Consider the following 17,181-nt stretch of genomic DNA (forward strand, 5'->3'; position numbering starts at 1 on the left):
TTCCATCGACAGGTCCAATCCGGCATAGTGCTTCATGGCTGTTTCCTTCCTTCAGGATTCGACAACCAGAAGTGTGCGCCTCAACCAAGGTCCGAGGGAAGCAGCCGCAATTACACGATGACTCACTGATCACAGCCAGAAAAACACGGTGGCGGCGAGAGCGAGTGCGGAGAAGTAAACGGTTGGGCATCGATCGTAGCGGGTAGCGACACGACGCCAATCCTTGAGGCGGCCAAACATGATCTCGATGCGGTTGCGGCGTTTGTATCGGCGCTTGTCGTATTTGACGGGCATGGAGCGGGATTTTCGGCCCGGAATGCACGGCTTTATGCCCTTTTGCTCGAGTGCGTCCCTGAACCATTCGGCATCATAGCCCCGATCGGCCAGCATCCACTGCGCCTTTGGCAGGTCGTCGAGCAGGGCCGCCGCGCCAGTGTAATCGCTGACCTGGCCAGCCGTAATGAAGAAGCTCAAGGGGCGGCCGTTGGCATCGGTGACGGCGTGAAGTTTGGTGTTCATGCCGCCCTTGGTCCGTCCGATTAGGCGCCCGAGATCCCCTTTTTTACCCCAAGGCTGGAAGCCGTGCGGTGGGCCTTGAGATAGGTTGCGTCGATCATGACGGTTTGGGGCTCGGCTTTCTGGGCGGAGAGGCCTTCCATCATCCGAGCGAATACCCCCATCGCGCCCCACCGCTTCCAGCGGTTGTACAATGTCTTGTGCGGCCCGTATTCCCTCGGCGCATCGCGCCAACGCAGGCCGTTCCGGTTGACGAAGATGATCCCGCTCAGGACCCGCCGGTCATCGACCCGCGGCTTTCCATGACTCTTGGGGAAATACGGCGCCAGACGCGCCATCTGCTCGTCCGTCAGCCAATACAGATCGCTCATGCTCAGTCTCCTCGCGGAGCCTGAATCATATCGTCGCCTGCCAATCAATGGGTCCTGAGCCTAGATTATACGCTGAAACGGCTGAAGGCTCTCTTTGGTATGTCTTGCGCGCCCAAATTTCCGAAAGGTGATGCATGCCCGCCATGGCATAGTTATAGGTTATGTTTACGGCAAAATTTCTTTTGGGATCAATTTGTTCGGCTTTCTGATACATCTCAGCGGCTTGCCTATGATCGCCGGCTGCAGCAGCAGCGCTTGCAAATGTAATGACCGCGCCGACGGGAGGCCGACCGTGGTTTTCATATAGAACGCGGTTGAATTCTTGTTTGGCCTTCAAGAGGCTTGTTTCCGCCTCCGTTAGCGGGTGGTTCGCTAGTGGATTTAAAATGGCGGTTTTGGCTATTCGACTGCCGATCTGCGCTTCAATTTCAAGGATCTTCTCTCGGGTAATACCCACGGAGAGTCGAACCTTCGAACCTACTTCAAAGCCTGCGTCATCAGGCGCTTCGATTGTCAGAACGCCGAGCAATTTTTCCGCTGACGAGACGCAGATCGGTATTTCCACCTTTGATTGTCCGCCTACCTGAACGATCAAATCGTCATTGAATTCCTTACTAGTGGGTAGAGGCGTCGAGGCCGGGATGATCGTCGTTGCCTGTCCGCCCTTGGCAATCGCCAGGATGGGCTCTGATGTAATTGGCTGAATGAAGTCGAATCCGCACCCATTGAACCAATAGGAATGGAGTGCGGCTCCCTTTGAGACGTGACTGCGGAGATCCGATGGTATGATAGCTTCCACTTCACATCCAAGGCCCTTCATCACGGCCTCGCGAACGATCGGATTTTCGCTGCTGCCGCCGATAAAAAGCACAGCATCGAGGTCTTCAGCGATCAGACCGGATTTTTCTAATGCATCTCGAACCGGTGCGAAGACGTGGGGAATTCGGTCATCGAACGGCGCTGGCAGTTTGACATAAGGTTCCAGCGCATCAGCAAGGTCGGAGAGGCTCGCACCTGGCGATGGCAGTTCATAACGGTCGGGGCCGATTGAGAAGGGTTCAATGTCTGACGAAGTTACGCGAAGATCGCTTGCCCGGCGCATCGCGGTGACGGTGACCATCCCCTTATTCTGGACGTGCTCGAGGAGCCGTATCTTGAGCAGTTCAGCAGAAGGTTGGAGACGAGGTATTAGGCGCTCTTCGATGTCGCGTTGGGATGGGGTCGCATCGCTAGACGCTTCACAAAGCTGCGGGAGAAGCACCTCGCGCGCCAGAGCACGATCAAAGTCATCGCCGCCGAGCGCGGTAAACCGAGACACCGCGCGATTACGAGATTCTATCCCCCCAGCGCCGATTTCCAGTTGGAGAATTGAGACGTCGCATGTGCCGGCGCCAAAGTCGTAGACCAGGACATTGACAGGACGCGTGCGCAGAGCGTCAAGAAGCCGATTATCGGCCTGACCCTGAGCTGCTTCAAAGAGATAAGACAAGAAAGCTGCGTTTGGCTCGTCAATAAGCGCTACGTCTCCTTCTGAAATTCCCCCTTCTCGTAGGGCATCTTCCAAGTCACGTCGCTGGTTTGCCTCGAAGGATGCCGGCACCGATACGCACCATTGCGTCTTGTCAGGTACTTTCTCTGAAGCAATTGCGCTGCCAACTGCCTGGCGTATGAACTGGAAGAATGCCTTTGCAGCATCCTGAGCCGATTCAATTTTGATTCCGGACTTCATGACACCGGAGCGAACGGCGCTTTCTGGATAAGATGGGCCTAAGTCTACACCAAGTTTCATCTTAAATGACGAAAAAACATTTCTGCCTTCATGAAGAAGTGATCTCTGTCGATAGGCTTCTCGTCCAAACACGAGGCGACCATTCAAATATGCAATGACCGAGTTCACTAAATGGGAGCGAGTGGGTACTCCGTATTGATCCGGCTGCTCGAGGGTGAGAGGCTGCATTTGCACCCGACCATCCTTATGAACAGCGGCACTTACAACAGTTGTTGATGTGCCAAAATCCATACCCAGGTACGTTGTGTTGCTGAGAGATTTTTCGGGAGATTTGGGGGATGGGCTTTTCAGCCCTAAGTAATTTCCGTCGGACACTTCAGATGTGTCGTCAGCAGAATTTGACGATGAAGTTTTTTTCTTTTTGGCCATCGAGGCCCTGAATTCTGCGGAGGCCTGCTTCAGCCGCAGAGACAAATCAGTATTAGATCCGATGATATCAATTAATTCAGCGCTATCTTCGAGATCCCTTGCTTCGATCGCAGGCTTATATCCATCAGCAGGCGCATGGGCGTGTCGATTGCGAATCCTCTTAATTTTCTGCAATACATCAATGTATTGGTCAGAGGCGTGACCATTCGCAACAAATTCGTCACAACTGGCAAGTGCAACCTGCAGCAGTGCCGCAAGATCGAGATCGCCGAGGTTTTGCTGCGTGCCAACCCGATGAACTTGATAGGGGCTCAATTGGGCGAGGACGTAGGTGTTCCACCAATCCTCGCCACCAACTTCGGGCAATTTGGATTTCAGAAATTTGACAAGCTCTTGAACAATCTCACGCTGGAAAAATAGCCAACCAATCACCCAATTACCCTCACTGACATCAAGGATGAGCCTCGCGATCAATGGAATGGAATTGATCGCGATTCAAGGCAGTGGCTGCTTGGTAAAGCGCTTTGGTGGAACGATGATTAACGGGCAGGCCCAGGTCTATGGATCGAAGCAAGCATGCGCCTCGATCATCAATCGCTATTGCAGTACGTTTCGGTGACGGCTGTGGAGACGTGAACGCAAAGTCGGGCGATGGCGCGCAGAGTTGGCATTGCAGGTGGATCGCTGGGGATTTGGAGAGGCGAGTTGGAACGTTGCAGGAACGAATTTTTGCGGGCCTTTCAGTCCCTGCCTCGATAAATTTTCTGCTTTTGTTCACAGTATCGAAATGGCGGAAATCCGCGATTTTTGTAAGTTTCGAGTCCCTGAATTGGACTCGAACCTCTAGACCACATTGAAATGCGGGCTTTTCTGCGGGCCTTCGCAAAAACCACATTGCCTATATTGCTGTAATAACACACAAAATATAATAAGATGCGAGTCCTCTTCTGGCACCACTTTCTGGCTATGGATACGTCCAGTAGCATTCAGTAAGCGACTGGTTTCACAGAATTTTTTAGATCGAGAATCGCCAGGCACCGTCCGGCGAAATCCGGCTAAGGGCATCAGCAGCGACCACAAAATGCTGCCCTTTTCGTTGCCCTCGGATCTGTGCGGGAACAGCTATTTCAACGCCGCGATAGTCAGGCTCGACGGTGCGTACCGGATGATGCCTTCGCCTGCCGCCTGACACCGTCGGTCCCCGGCAACAGGGGCTGCGACCAATTCGACACTCGGTGCAGGTTGGCAGTCACCTGGCTGTGTTGTGATGCTGTGTCGACGCCAATCGTGCGGAACGACGCTGCAACGATGCGTTCGAGGCTTAGGACCTAAGCCACTGAGAAACGGGAACAGATGAGCAACATGACTTTTCTGAAGCCGGGCATGTCGGGAAGACGCAGCGTGAGCGCCGCATCTTATTGCTAGCGGCGGATTATCGAGTTCTGGGCGCGGGAATCGCGAAGTTCGTCTCGGACGCTGGCTGGACCGCGTCGCCGCTCCAACGATCTCGTCAGCCGTGCGCGGCGGCGCGATCTCAGTCGGCTAGACGCGTGGAGGACTGCGCCACAGTGTGGTGACGGCGGGGCGACCGGTTTCCGTCTTGATGATCGCCTCGACGCCGTAGACGTCGCGCAAGTGGTCCTGGGTCAAGACCTCACCCGGACGTCCATCGGCGATCAGGGCTCCGCGATCGAGCAGGATCAGGCGGTCGCAGTAGCGGGCTGCCATGGTGAGATCGTGCAGCACGGCAATGACCAGCGCCCCCGCCCGCGCTTCCGCCACAAGCAGGTTCATGACGTCGATCTGATGCCCCGGATCGAGACTGGCGAGCGGTTCGTCGGCGATCAGCACCGGCGCTTCGACGGCAAGCGCGCGGGCAAGCAAGACGCGCGCGCGCTCGCCACCCGAAAGCTCGGTCGCGGCGCGAGTGCGCAGGGCGATGACATCGGCGCGGGTCATCGCGCGTTCGATCGCCTTGGTGTCTGCCTCGGATATGCGCGACATCGGTCCGAGATGGGGCAGGCGGCCAAGCCCGACGAGACGCTCGACCGACACCGGCCAGTGCAGGGTCTGACCTTGCGGCAGGTAGGCCATCGCGCGCGCCAGCGCGGCGCGACCAATGCGCGCGGTGTCGCGATCGTCCAGCGCGATGTGGCCCTCGCTGCGGACGAGCGCGAGAATGGCCCGGATGAGGCTGGACTTGCCGGCGCCGTTGGGACCGATCACGCCGACCAGCGTGCCGGCCTCGAGGCGTGCGCTGACGTCGCGAACGACGGGGCGCTGGCCGAGCTTTACGTTCACCTTGTCGAGGCTGAGCGTCACCATAGCCGCCGCTCGCGCAGGAGATGGACCAGAAAGACCGGAATGCCGAGGAACGCGGTGACGACGCCCAGTTTGAGTTCGGCGGTCGTGCCGATCAAGCGCACCGCGATATCGGCGCTGGTCAACAGCGCCGCGCCTGCGATGGCGCTCGGCACGAGGATCGCCGAGGGGCTGCGGTCGGTCAGCGGACGGATGATGTGCGGCACGATGAGCCCCACGAAGCCGATCGCGCCCGACACCGCGACCGCTCCGCCGACACCGATCGCCGTCCCCAGGAGCAGCCTGAGGCGGGTGATTCCCAGCGAAACGCCGAGCGCACGCGCGCCGTCCTCGCCCAGCGTAAGCGCATCGAGTGCGCGTGCGTCCCACAATAGCAGGACCATGCCCACGACGACGCAAGGCAGGGCAATCCAAACGTGCACGAAAGACCGGTTCTCGAGACTGCCCAGCAACCAGTTCATGATTTCCATCGCCGCAAACGGATTGGGCGAGAGGTTGAGCGACAAGCTGATCCCAGCTCCGGCGAGCGTGGCGACCGCGATGCCTGCAAGAATGAGCGTGAGCGGACTTTCCGAATTCCCGGCAAGCAGGAACAGCAGACCGAGCGAGCCCAGTGCGGACACCACGGCAAGCGCGGGCAGGATCGCCGGGTGCCACTCGGCAAGGCCGAAATAGAGCGCGGTGACTGCGCCGAGCGACGCCGCATTGCTCGTTCCCAACACGGCGGGTTCGGCCAGCGGATTGCGCAAGAAGCCCTGCAGCACGGCGCCGGAAAGACCCAGCATGGCGCCCACGATCAGGCCTAGCAACGTCCGCGGCAAGCGCAATTCGAGCACGATGGTGCTGGCGATCGCGTCCCCGTGCCCGACGAGCGCCTCCAAGATCCGCTCGGGCGACAAGGCCACCGGGCCGAGCAGCAATGAGGAGAGCGCCGCCAGCATCGCCAGCATGCCGAGCACACCGATCACGATGTAGCGGCGAGGATGGCCGGGGGGAGGGCGAACCCCTTTCGTATGCATGGTTGCCAGCACGTCAGACGCGGCTATGGGAGCCGGAATGAAGCGTCTTCCTGTGATGATCCTGGGGCTTGCCGCAATCGCTACGACCGCTTCGCTCGCCGTCGAACCAAAGAGCGTGCCAACTGCCGGCAAACCGCAGCGCATCGTCTCGCTCAACTTGTGCGCCGACCAATTGATCCTGGCTCTGGCCGATCGCGAGCAGATCGCCGGGCTCACCCGCAATGTTACTGACGAGGACATGTCGGCGGCAGCAGGGCAGGTCCGAGGCCTGCGGGTTCTGCGAGCCTCGGTCGAGGAAATCCTCGCGATCGATCCCGACCTGGTGATCGGAATGCCGGCCAGCGGCAGCGCCGCGGTCGCGATGCTGCCGAACCGCAACGTTCGGACGCTGGATCTCGGTTCGGCCAATTCGCTCGACGAAATCTACGTCTCGATCCGTGATGTCGCGGCGGCCGTCGGCCATCCCGAACGCGGCGAGGCGCTGGTGGCGCGAATGCAGCGCGAGCTTGCGGCGATCCCGCGCAATGGCGGAGCGCGAGTTGCCGCGTACTATCAGCGGCGCGGCTACATGACCGGCACCGGCACGTTGATCGACGATCTGATGCAGCGGGTCGGGTTGCAGAACCTCGCCGCGAAGCTCGGCAAGCCGCCGCTTGCCAATGTCAGCCTCGAGGAAATCGTCGCCGCCCAGCCCGAGTATCTGATCGTCGAAAGCGCGACTGCGCGGGTTCGCGACCAGGGGACCGAAATGCTGCATCATCCGGCGCTCGACGGCTTCGCCCGCATCTCGATCCCGCAATCCTGGACGGTCTGCGGCGGCCCCGCTTACGTGAAGGCCGCGCGCAGCATCGCCGATCAGCTCGCCGCCGAGCATCGGACGGCGAACCGTCCGCAGAAGGGCGGCTGAGCCCATCAGAAGCGGACGCGCACGCCGCCATAGGCCGCGCGACCCGGCGTCGCGAAGCTGAAGACTTCCTCGTAGTCCTCGTCGATCAGGTTCTCGATCCGGCCATAGACCGAAATCGCGTCGCTGATACGGTAGTCCGCGGCGAGGTTCACCAGCACGTATTCCTTCAGTGAGACGCGGACGGGCGTGTAGCTGGGGTCGGTGTAGGCGACGTCGGTCATCCGGCCGTTATATCGCATAGTCAGCGTGCCCGAAAAGCGTTCATCGTCGCTGAACACAGTAGCGTTGACGCTGCCGATGTGCTTCGGCCGGCGCACTTCGCGGATGTCGTTTTCCTTGGAATCGAGCCACGTGTAGGCGAGGTCGAGCTTGATGTTGGGGATCGGCCGCGCCGAAGCGAAGACCTCGATACCGTGCTGTTTGGAGAGCGTGGAACGGTTGTCCGGGGTCGCGACATAGTCGGGCGCCGGGTAAATGGTGAAGATCTCGTCCTTCAGCTTACTGTCGAAGTACGTCGCGCCGATGACGGCCTTGCCGTCGGCGAATTCCTGATCGACCCCGGCTTCCCAGCCCTTCGACTTTTCGGGCTTGAGGTTCGGATTGCCGATATAGCGGCCGTCCGAATAGCCGAACAACTCGTAGTATCCCGGGTTCTTGACGCCGGTGCCATAGGCGCCGCGCACGCGCAGTCCGAAGGGCAGGCGATAGCCCGCCTGGGCACGCCAGGTGGTGGTGTCGGCGAAGCGGTCGTTCTCGTCGCGGCGCACGCTCGCACCGGCGGAAAAGGCATCGTCGATGGTCAGCTCGTACTGGCCGACAAAGCCCCAGTTTTCCGTTGAACGACGCCCCTGGAAGACGAATGCGGATGGGGTGGTATTCTCGAACTCCTCGCGTTCGAAGTCGAGCGCGCCGGTCACGCGATGCACGACCGTGTCGCTGCCGAAGCGGTAGCTGCTTTCGAGCGTGCCCTTGTAGCGCCGCCCCTTATTGCCGAAGTCGAAGTCGCCATCGGCGAAGCTCTTGCGGGTCGTGTCGGCGAATTGTCCCGAAAGCGCGGTCTGCCAGCGTCCGTCCGCCAGCGACAGCTCACCGCGCAGCAGGCCGTAGAACGCCTCATTGCGATAGTATGTGCCCGGGCTGTCGACGATATAGCCGAACAGCGGGCTCGACGGGTCGTTCTCGGTGTTGTTGGCGTCGGCATCGGTATAGCTGTAGCGGCCGACGCCGGTCAGCTTGAGGTTCGGCGCGGGAGTCCACGTCAGCTTGGCGCTGGCGCCGACGTTGGTCGAGCCGATGTCGCGGCTGCCGTTGCGAGCGAGCGGCGTGCCATCGGTGCCGTAGACCGAACCCGAGACGGCATAGTCGAACGTACCCGAATAGCCTGCGGCACGCGCGCCGCCCGAATAGGTACCGAACGAACCGCCCTCGGCCCGCGCCGAGAAACCGGGCGCCTCGCGACCGGTCAGCGTGATGTAATGGATCACGCCGCCGATCGCGTCCGAGCCGTAAAGCGAGGACTGCTGGCCGCGCAGCACTTCGATCTTGGCGGCCTCGTCGGCGATCAGCGAACTGAAATCGAACTCGCCCTGGAACGGATCGGACGCTTCGATACCGTCGATCAGGACCAGGACATGGTTGGCTTCGGAACCGCGCACGCGAATCTGGGTCAGCCCGCCGATCTGGCGATTGACCGCGACGCCGGGGACATCGCGAAGCACGTCGGAGACGATGCGCGTCTGGCGCTGCTGCAGATCGTCGGCAGTGAGCAGCGTTACCGAGGCGGGAAGGTTGCGAACCGCGACCCCGTCGCCCGATCGCGACGCGGTCACGACGATGGCATTGCCCGCGGCATCTTCGCTCGGCACGCTCGGATCGCCTTGGGCATGGGCGCTCGTGGCCAGTCCGACCGCGAGTGAGATGGCCAGCCACGAAACGGAAGTCTTGTACATTTCAAATCACCCCCGCGCCTTGCAACGAGTGGCGCGGCAAGGGGCGGTTCGCGGGCAGCGAACACCGGGGCGCAAACCTCGGACCGGCGCGGTGCCAGAGGCCATGCGCCGTCCACGACCCCTTAGTCGCGCGGCAGTTCGTCGCTCAAAGCGGAGGGTTTCTCCGTGCCGTGGCCTATCCCTGGGCCTCAGCATAAAGCGACACGCGCCGGCCGGTCTCCTGGCTCGCGGGTCAAAGCTCCATGCACGCCTTCCCAGGTTTCCCCAGTGACTGCCCGATCCTTCGGATCAGGCTGTGTATGTCGCTCACCGCTCACAGTTGCAGGGACAGCCCCGGTCTCGGTCGATCCTTGGACCGACCTCGCCGTGTTCCCGATTGAGCCCTTGCGGGCACCGGTGCGATGTTGCGAGGCAACGGGCCTCGCGAGATCGCCCTTAGCGCAATTCGCCGGGTTCGCAATGGGATATGCGATTGGGGGCAGGGCCGGGTCGGACGCGATGCTCCGCCCTTGGTCGCTCCTTTTGAGGGGAAAGGATCGAGCGAGGATCAGCTAGGTCGAGTAGCGATGTCAGCTCGCTCAAACGCCGGCGCGCTGGGCGGCAGGCAGGACAAGCGCGACCGCGGCAAACCAGCCGGCCGTCACGAGGCTGTCCGGGGCCGTGGCGAAAGACGCTGCCGATAAGACGAAGAGCCCCGTCAGCATGATTCCCGGAACGGGGATGGAATATTTGGGGCTGACGCCGGGAAGGTTCTCGCTGTCCATGCGTGAACCTTGCGGGACTGGCGTCGAAAAAGCTGTGGCGTTTGCCACACGTGGCGTAAATCACACCGAGCGCGAAGCGCGCCTCAGATCTGCGGGCTCACGACCTGCTCCACTGCCGGTTCGACCGTGAGCTTGCTTGGTTGTTCGAGATCGAGCGGCTGCATCGCCAGCGAAGGTGCCGCATTGCTTCGCGTGCCCGAAACGACCCTGACGATGCCCTTCGTCTTGTCCGTTCCCGCCACGACGACAGTGCGGGCGGGGACCACGTCCTGCGCGGTCAGCGCCACGGGCATGATTTCACGCGGCGCCGCGGATCTTTCGAGGTTTACGGGCGTGGGATCGGGGCCGACCGCGCGTTCGCTCATGTATTCCATCGCGTCATAGGCAACACGGTGAGCCATCGGGTCCGGCTTGGGAACGTAGAGATCTTCGGGCCCGGCTTCATACAGCTTGCGGTCGTCGCTTCCCGCGGCGAAGGTCTTTTCGACCATGCCGCGCCACTCGGGTTCGGCGGCAATCACCATTTCGGTGGGGATCTTCATGCCTGCGACCATGCCTAGCAGGGCCGTGCAGCCCGCTGCCGTTGCGATCGGTTTCCAGACGCTCATGGTGAAATCTTCCTGTTGCCTTCCACGTTTTTCAACGCGTTGGCCCGGATCTCGTTCCCAATCTGCCCATCGAGCTCGGGATCGGTCTTGCCAGATCGGGGCCCGGCACGGCATTCTTCGTGGGCGGAGCAGAGCGGAGATGCACGGCATGAGCGAGTACGTGAAAGTGGCCAGCACCGGCGAAATCGCACCGGGACAAATGATGCCGATCGAAGCGAAGGGCGTGAAGCTGCTGCTCGCCCGCGTTGGCGACGCGTACTTCGCAGCGCAGCGCAAGTGCCCGCATCTTGGCTTTAACTTGTGCCGGGGCAAGCTCGAGGGCCGGGCGGTCGTCTGTCCGCTGCACAAGGCGAAATTCGATCTTGCCACTGGTGAAATCGAGCGCGATCCGCGCCTCTTGTTCATTGGCATGAAGGCCAAGAGCGACCTCGCGACATACCCGACGAAGATCGAGGATGGGGCCGTGCTGGTCGCCATCTGATCGACTGGCCCTGGTGCCGTCGGGTATCTCGCAAAGCGCGTTGCCTGGAACTGAAACGCCCTTGTCTGCGTTGAGGTCAGGTGATTTTATACCGAGGTGATCATGACACAGGACCGTGATGGCACAGTCCATTACGATCAGGCTGGCACGAATGTCGCCAATCGCTCCGACTTGAAAGCGGACGGGAAGCGAAAGTTCAATGCGGACCAGCCAGGCGATCACTTCTCCGGTGCATCCGGTCTGCTGTTCGAACAGGCGATGGCGCAGACACGGATGGCAGTCTGCTTGGCCGACGCAACCCAGCCCGATTGTCCCATCCTCTTTGCCAACCGGGCCTTTCGATCACTCACCGGCTATGACGAGGACGAAATCGTCGGCCGCAATTGCCGGTTTCTGCAAGGGCCGGATACCGATCCGGCGACGGTGGCGAAAATCCGCGATGCCATCGATGACGAGAACGTCGTGATTGTGGAAATCCTCAATTATCGCAAAGACGGCACGCCCTTCTGGAACGCGCTGCACCTCGGCCCGATCTACAACGACACGGGCGAGCTGATCTATTTCTTCGGCAGTCAGTGGGACGTTTCGGACATGCGCGCGACGCGGGCCGAAGAGCGGCACCAGCGGCTACTCGCGCGCGAATTGTCCCACCGCATGAAGAACATGTTCTCGGTCATCTCCGGGATCGTCAACATCACTGGCCGCGTGCGGGGAATTCCCGAGGAGGCGGGCGAGATCAACGGGCGCATCCAGGCCCTGGGCCGCGCGTACGAAACCACGCTCGATGAAGCGTCGAGCGGCTCGATCGAGATCGGACCCGCGATCCGCGCGATCCTGGCGCCCTATGACGCCGATGGGGAGCGGCTCAGCTTCCACGGCAATGGCCTACGCGTGCATTTCGCCACGGTGTCGGTCGTCGGGCTCGTGCTGCACGAACTGGCTGCGAACGCGACCAAGTTCGGAGCCTGGTCCCGCGACGTCGGCACTGTGGCCGTGGACTGGCACGAATGTGCCGGACAAGACGGGATGCTGGAAGTCACCTGGACCGAAAGCGGCGGGCCTCGCGTTCCCGAAGCCGTCGCGGACGAGGGCACCGGTACCGCGATCGTCAATCGCATGTTGCGCCATGCCGGGGGCGAAATCACACGACGCTGGTGGCCCGAAGGGCTCGAAGCGACTATCATTATCCCGGCCTGAGGTTTTGGACCAGATGCATGCACGAACCTGCCAGATACTGCTGCTCGAGGACGAGCCGCTGATCCTGATGGACCTTGAAATCGCAGCGGAAGATGCGGGGTGCATTCCTTTATGCGCATCCAACGTGACTCAAGCGATGAAGCTGATCGGCCCCGATCGCCATGTCGATGTCGCGATCCTCGATGTGTCCTTGAAGGGCAACGAAACCTGCCTCCCGGTCGCGCGGGCTCTGCAGCAGCTCGGAATTCCTTTTCTGCTGCATTCCGGCGATCTCGATCGCAAGGACGAGACCGTCCGCGAACTTGACGCGCAGCTTATCGCGAAGCCGGCCAGCGCCGAACGCGTGATCGAGGCGGCGATGCGGTTGAAGCGTGAACCGAGCCATCAGAGCCAAACCACGTGAGCCGACGTCGGGCGGCGATCGATCCCTTCGCCTGGAATAAGATCATATTCGATATGTGGGCGCTGCAACTCGAAGCGAATACGGTCATCGCGCTGCGAATGGCCCGGTTCGCGGGCGGCGGCGCGATAGCCTCGCGCGAGAACGAGCTGATGGTGAGCGAGAAACTCAACCTGCAGTGGGAACTGGCGATGAGCGCATGGGCCGGTACACTGGGCAAGACCCCTGAAAGCATGGCTCGCGCGGCCGTCAGGCGAACGCGAACCAAGGTCAGAGCCAACCGCAAGCGGCTCGGCGGGGCCTAATCGGTTCCGCTGCGAGGAGACCAGCCCTCCGGCGCGAGTTCGAACCCCGCGAAGTCGAAACCCGGGGACACCACGCAGCTTACCAGAGACCAGTCGCCAAGCGCGCGCGCCGCCTGCCACCAGCCTGCCGGAACCAGACCTTGCGGTTTGTCGCCGGCGAGCACTTGCGGCCCCAGGCGGATGCGCTCGATCGGGCCCGCCTCGTCCTGCGCGATCTCGAGCGTAAGCGGCGCCCCGGCATGCCAGAACCACAGCTCGGCGGCATCGACGCGGTGCCAGTGGGAGCGCTGACCATCTTCGAGGAGGAAGTGGATCGAGGTAGCCGACGCCCGTTCCCCTTCCGCCGCCGGCGCGCGCCAGGTCTCGCGGTACCAGCCGCCTTCCGGATGAGGGGTAAGGCCCAGCCGGGCGATGACATCGTGGGCACTGTCCATCACCGGCCCTCCAGGATCATTTCGGCGCCTTTTTCCGCGATCATCATGACCGGCGCATTGGTGTTGCCCGACGTGATCGTGGGCATCACCGAGGCATCGATCACGCGCAGCCCACCCAGGCCGTTCACTCGCAAGCGCTCGTCGACCACAGCCCCCATCGCGGCAGTGCCGACAGGGTGGAAAATCGTGGTGCCGATGTCGCCGGCGGCTTGTCGCAATTGCTCTTCGGTCTCGAACTCGGGGCCGGGACGAACTTCTTCGGGATGGAATTTTGCCAGCGTGGGCTGCGCGGCAATGCGGCGCGTCATCCGGATCGCCTCGGCCGCGACGCGACGGTCCTCGGCTGTGGCTAGGTAGTTGGGGCGGATCGCCGGCGGCGTTTCGCCATCGGCGCTGACGATACGCGTCGTTCCGCGACTTTCGGGCCGCAGATTGCAGACACTGGCGGTGAAGGCAGGATAGGCGTCGAGCGCCCCGCCGAACGCCGCGAGCGAGAGCGGTTGGACATGGTATTCCAGGTTCGCCGTGGCGAAGCGCGGATCACTGCGCGTAAATACGCCAAGTTGGCTGGGCGCCATCGCCATGGGACCCGACCGGCGCAGCAGATACTCGATGCCGATCAGGCCCTTGCCCAGCAACGTCGCCGCCCGCTGATTGAGCGTGGCCACGCCATGCACCCGGTAGGCGCAACGAAGCTGGAGATGGTCCTGCAAATTGGCGCCGACTGCGGGGTTGTCGACCAGCGGCTCGATGCCGAGCGATGCCAGGCGCGCCGCCTCGCCGATCCCCGAACGTTCGAGGATCGCGGGTGAGCCGATGGCTCCGGCGGCAAGCACGACCTGTCCGCCCGCGCGTGCTTCGTGCGCCACGTTACCGACGCGATAAGCGATGCCGACTGCGCGCCCTTCCTCGACGATGACACGATCGACGTGCGCTCCCGTTTGGACTTTGAGGTTCGCGCGCGACCGGACCGGTTTGAGGAAGGCGTCGGACGCGCTCCAGCGCCAGCCATTGCGCTGGGTGACCTGGAAATAGCTCACGCCCTCGTTGTCGCCGGTGTTGAAGTCCTCAACGGCGGGAATGCCCGCCTCGATCGCGGCATCGCGAAAAGCCTCGAGGATCTTCCAGTGCAGCCGTTGCCGCTCGACGCGGATCTCGCCGCCCGAGCCATGAAACGCGCCAGGGCCCGAGAAGTGATCTTCCGCCCGCTTGAAGTAAGGCAGCACCTCGTCCCAGCCCCAGCCGGTGTTGCCGGACTGCCGCCAGCCATCGTAGTCCGCCGCTTGCCCGCGCATGTAGATCATGCCGTTGATCGACGAGCTTCCGCCCAGCACTTTGCCGCGCGGATACTTCAAGACCCGTCCGTTCAGCCCGGCCTCGGCGTCGGTCGACATGCACCAGTCGGTGCGGGGATTGCCGATGCAGTAGAGATAGCCGACCGGAACGCGGATCCAGATGTAGTTGTCGCGCCCTCCCGCCTCGAGCAGGAGGACCCGGTTGCGCGGATCGGCACTCAGCCGATTGGCCAGCACGCAGCCGGCGCTCCCGCCACCAACGACGATATAATCGAACACGTCCATCGATCGAGTGCGCTAGGCGCGGGCGCGAGCATGATCAAGAGGAGCCAAAAGCGGGCTCCGGCAATTCATCGGTAAGATACGCAAGCAGGGTTGAAGCACTCTTGTCGGGGTCTAGATTGGACGACACCATGAAACGAGAGGCCGCAGTGAGTGCACGAATAGATCGGCGCAGCGGGGCGGGTGAGCCATGAGTGTTCGTCCGGATTGCCTGCAGGTTGTCGGCGAGACGTCGATGGCTGAGCCTACGGCTCAGTCCCGGCAATTGGCGGAAGTGGCGGTGCTATGGCCATGACGCCGTTCGAGCCGACCCTGCTGGCGCGCGAAGAGGGCGCTGTCCGCCCGCAAGGTGTGTGCCTTGTGCATGAGATCGAGATTGCCGCGCCGCCCGAGCTCGTCTGGGATTTCATCGCCGACTTCGAAGGCTGGGATGCCTGGAACCCGCTTTATGTCCGGACTGCGGGCAAGGCCGAAATCGGGCAGACGCTGCGATTTACGGCCGCCGTGCCGGGGCTGAAACCGCGCAAGGCGCAGGCGCAAGTCTATGCCGTTATCCAGGATCGTCTGCTGGAATACGGGCTTTCGAATCTGGTCGGTCTGCTCAAGGCATTTCGCTTCGTCGAGATCGATGAAATCACCCCGACGCGGTGTCGCGTCTCGAACGGGGAGATCATGGCCGGGCCGGTGGGACGATTGCTCGCGCGCGGTGTCGGAGAAAAAGTGCGTCAGGGGCTCGAGGCCATGAACTTGGCGCTCAAGCAAGTCGCGGAACGAAAGTGGCTCAGTCGACCGGTCTGAACGCCGCCGGCATCCTTGCAAATGGCAGTCGCGTAGCATCACGCACAAATCCTCTGTCCTACATCGGCCAATGTCAGCGATAGGTGCGGTCCTCGAAAGGAACGTATCATGAACAGAAAGCCGATCTTCGATTGCGTTCGCGAATTGCTCGGGCGCGGGTTTCGTCGGGCGGAAGTCAGAGCGCTCGATGCCGCGATCGATCGTGCCTTGGCCGAGGACCGGAAAACCAGCGGATCCGGCGCGCCGCGGCTTGGATCGCTATCCGAGCGCTACGAAAGCGGCGGACGCGGTCCCGGTACGGTTTCGGGAGGGCAAGGCGATCCAGGCGGCGTGTCCTACGGGATCTTCCAGCTCTCCTCGAAAGCCGGAAGCGTGGCAGCCTTTCTCGCAAGCGAAGGTCGACGCTGGGCGCACGAACTGGGGGATGCCATCGGCAGTGCCGCGTTTTCGGCACGCTGGCAGGCGATTGCCGCGCGCGATCCAGTCGCGTTCGCGAACGCGCAACGCGGTTTCATCGAACGCACGCACTATCGACCGGCGGTCTTAAGCGTGCAGAGCGCGACGGGTCTCGATCTCGACCGCAGACACGCGGCGGTCCGCGATGCGACCTGGTCTACCGCGGTCCAGCATGGCGGCGCGAAAGCGATCCTTTGTGATGCCGTGGCCCGCGCCGATGCCTTGTTCGCACGCGGTGATCGTTTGTACGACGAGGCGCTGGTCGAAGCGATCTACGCGGTGCGAACAGTCTACGTCGAAAGGCTCGCGGCGCGAGCGAATGGCGCGACTCGGCAGGTGCTGACGAATGTCGCGGCCCGGCGCTATCCGGCCGAGCGCGCCGATGCGCTGCGGATGTTTACCGACCATCGCGAATAGGGAATGCCCTAATGATCGCGATCTGATGCCATTGCCAGTCGGGATCCGGTTTGCCGTGAGCTCCGGACGGCAAGCGCCTGCTACAGGTCGCCACGAAGGAGCGACAGCGTGCGATCGTCGCGCGAGCCATCGTAGAACCCGTCGAGAACCAAACCGAACAGTGGGTCGTCGCTCACGGCCTCGAAAAGCGTCATCGAACTGCGGACCTTGAGTGCGTCGATCGAACCGAGGATTTCCTCGGCGCCGCGTCGCCCCTGCCATGATGACAAGGCATTGGTCGCTTCGCGCAGGCGCGGCGCGAGGATCGGGTGCGCAAGATAGTCTTGCGCTTCCCGTCTATCCGAGATCGCGTAGTGCCGGGCCATTGTCGAGTGACCCAGACCGGCGATCTGCGGAAAGATGAACCAGATCCAATGCGTTTGCTTCTGGCCTTCTCGAAGCTCGCCTAGGGCTTGTTCGAAGGCATCCTCTTGCGCAGTGACGAAGCGACCGAGCAATGCGC

17 protein-coding genes and 1 riboswitch are annotated in these 17,181 nt (G+C 61.9%); of the genes, 7 read left to right on the top strand and 10 right to left on the bottom strand.

What is annotated here, in order from left to right; genetic code table 11:
• Positions 1 to 129: 129 nt before the first annotated feature.
• The 4 genes from GQO94_RS18630 to GQO94_RS18645 all read right to left on the bottom strand — a co-directional run bounded on the left by GQO94_RS18630 (position 130) and on the right by GQO94_RS18645 (position 6,317).
• Positions 130 to 887 (bottom strand): IS5 family transposase gene (locus GQO94_RS18630; protein WP_156842909.1). Its coding sequence is split into 2 segments (ribosomal slippage): positions 130 to 554 and positions 554 to 887, totalling 759 coding nucleotides; the frame shifts between segments, so codons are not numbered across the junction.
• 25 nt (positions 888 to 912) lie between these two features.
• Positions 913 to 3,519 (bottom strand): Hsp70 family protein, encoded by a 2,607-nt coding sequence (locus GQO94_RS18635; RefSeq protein WP_156842910.1) that lies wholly within the window; start codon positions 3,517 to 3,519, stop codon positions 913 to 915.
• 1,068 nt (positions 3,520 to 4,587) lie between these two features.
• Positions 4,588 to 5,370, bottom strand: coding sequence for an ABC transporter ATP-binding protein (locus GQO94_RS18640; RefSeq protein WP_156842911.1), 783 nt, complete (start codon positions 5,368 to 5,370; stop codon positions 4,588 to 4,590).
• Entirely contained in the window at positions 5,364 to 6,317 is a 954-nt protein-coding gene (locus GQO94_RS18645; protein ID WP_408636671.1) for a FecCD family ABC transporter permease, read from the bottom strand. Before GQO94_RS18645 ends, GQO94_RS18640 begins: the two co-directional genes overlap by 7 nt.
• A 106-nt stretch (positions 6,318 to 6,423) precedes the next feature.
• On the opposite strand from GQO94_RS18645, the gene GQO94_RS18650 reads away from it, so the two are divergent.
• Positions 6,424 to 7,293 (top strand): ABC transporter substrate-binding protein, encoded by an 870-nt coding sequence (locus GQO94_RS18650; protein WP_156842913.1) that lies wholly within the window; start codon positions 6,424 to 6,426, stop codon positions 7,291 to 7,293.
• Positions 7,294 to 7,298: 5 nt separating this feature from the next.
• Here the strand turns inward: GQO94_RS18650 and GQO94_RS18655 are convergent, their stop codons facing one another.
• From GQO94_RS18655 to GQO94_RS18665, 3 genes are all read right to left on the bottom strand, one after another.
• Positions 7,299 to 9,242 carry a TonB-dependent receptor plug domain-containing protein gene (locus GQO94_RS18655; protein WP_156842914.1) on the bottom strand — a complete coding sequence of 648 codons (1,944 nt, stop codon included), beginning with the start codon at positions 9,240 to 9,242 and terminating at the stop codon, positions 7,299 to 7,301.
• Between the two features lie 193 nt (positions 9,243 to 9,435).
• A riboswitch (cobalamin riboswitch) is annotated at positions 9,436 to 9,655 on the bottom strand.
• Positions 9,656 to 9,820: 165 nt separating this feature from the next.
• The gene (locus GQO94_RS18660) at positions 9,821 to 10,006 is read right to left on the bottom strand and encodes a hypothetical protein (protein ID WP_156842915.1); all 186 of its coding nucleotides are present in this window, start codon (positions 10,004 to 10,006) and stop codon (positions 9,821 to 9,823) included.
• An 83-nt stretch (positions 10,007 to 10,089) separates the two neighbouring features.
• On the bottom strand, positions 10,090 to 10,614 hold the full coding sequence (locus tag GQO94_RS18665; RefSeq protein ID WP_198046042.1) for a hypothetical protein: 525 nt from the start codon (positions 10,612 to 10,614) through the stop codon (positions 10,090 to 10,092).
• Between the two features lie 148 nt (positions 10,615 to 10,762).
• Here GQO94_RS18665 and GQO94_RS20875 point away from each other — a divergent pair, with 148 nt between their 5' ends.
• The 4 genes from GQO94_RS20875 (at position 10,763) to GQO94_RS18685 (ending at position 12,997) form a co-directional block, all read left to right on the top strand.
• Complete coding sequence (locus GQO94_RS20875) at positions 10,763 to 11,095, top strand: Rieske (2Fe-2S) protein (RefSeq protein ID WP_198046043.1); 333 nt, start codon at positions 10,763 to 10,765, stop codon at positions 11,093 to 11,095.
• A gap of 102 nt (positions 11,096 to 11,197) precedes the next feature.
• Positions 11,198 to 12,292 (top strand): PAS domain-containing protein, encoded by a 1,095-nt coding sequence (locus GQO94_RS18675; RefSeq protein WP_156842918.1) that lies wholly within the window; start codon positions 11,198 to 11,200, stop codon positions 12,290 to 12,292.
• Positions 12,293 to 12,305: 13 nt separating this feature from the next.
• The gene (locus GQO94_RS18680) at positions 12,306 to 12,695 is read left to right on the top strand and encodes a response regulator (protein ID WP_156842919.1); all 390 of its coding nucleotides are present in this window, start codon (positions 12,306 to 12,308) and stop codon (positions 12,693 to 12,695) included.
• The gene (locus GQO94_RS18685; RefSeq protein ID WP_232333027.1) at positions 12,692 to 12,997 is read left to right on the top strand and encodes a hypothetical protein; all 306 of its coding nucleotides are present in this window, start codon (positions 12,692 to 12,694) and stop codon (positions 12,995 to 12,997) included. Before GQO94_RS18680 ends, GQO94_RS18685 begins: the two co-directional genes overlap by 4 nt.
• Here GQO94_RS18685 and GQO94_RS18690 read toward each other — a convergent pair.
• Complete coding sequence (locus GQO94_RS18690) at positions 12,994 to 13,431, bottom strand: cupin domain-containing protein (RefSeq protein WP_156842920.1); 438 nt, start codon at positions 13,429 to 13,431, stop codon at positions 12,994 to 12,996. The two genes, GQO94_RS18685 and GQO94_RS18690, sit on opposite strands and share 4 nt — an antisense overlap.
• On the bottom strand, positions 13,431 to 15,011 hold the full coding sequence (locus tag GQO94_RS18695; RefSeq protein WP_156842921.1) for a GMC family oxidoreductase: 1,581 nt from the start codon (positions 15,009 to 15,011) through the stop codon (positions 13,431 to 13,433). Before GQO94_RS18695 ends, GQO94_RS18690 begins: the two co-directional genes overlap by 1 nt.
• A gap of 282 nt (positions 15,012 to 15,293) precedes the next feature.
• Here GQO94_RS18695 and GQO94_RS18700 point away from each other — a divergent pair, with 282 nt between their 5' ends.
• Together GQO94_RS18700 and GQO94_RS21115 are read left to right on the top strand one after the other, a co-directional pair.
• Positions 15,294 to 15,806, top strand: a complete 513-nt coding sequence (locus GQO94_RS18700) for an SRPBCC domain-containing protein (protein ID WP_156842922.1) — start codon at positions 15,294 to 15,296, stop codon at positions 15,804 to 15,806.
• A gap of 108 nt (positions 15,807 to 15,914) precedes the next feature.
• Positions 15,915 to 16,679, top strand: a complete 765-nt coding sequence (locus tag GQO94_RS21115; RefSeq protein ID WP_232333028.1) for a VgrG-related protein — start codon at positions 15,915 to 15,917, stop codon at positions 16,677 to 16,679.
• Positions 16,680 to 16,759: 80 nt separating this feature from the next.
• On the opposite strand, the gene GQO94_RS18710 is transcribed toward GQO94_RS21115, so the two are convergent.
• Positions 16,760 to 17,176, bottom strand: a complete 417-nt coding sequence (locus tag GQO94_RS18710) for a DUF1810 domain-containing protein (protein ID WP_156842923.1) — start codon at positions 17,174 to 17,176, stop codon at positions 16,760 to 16,762.
• Positions 17,177 to 17,181: the final 5 nt, after the last annotated feature.

Source organism: Novosphingobium aquimarinum (genome assembly GCF_009746585.1).
Lineage (GTDB): Bacteria > Pseudomonadota > Alphaproteobacteria > Sphingomonadales > Sphingomonadaceae > Novosphingobium > Novosphingobium aquimarinum.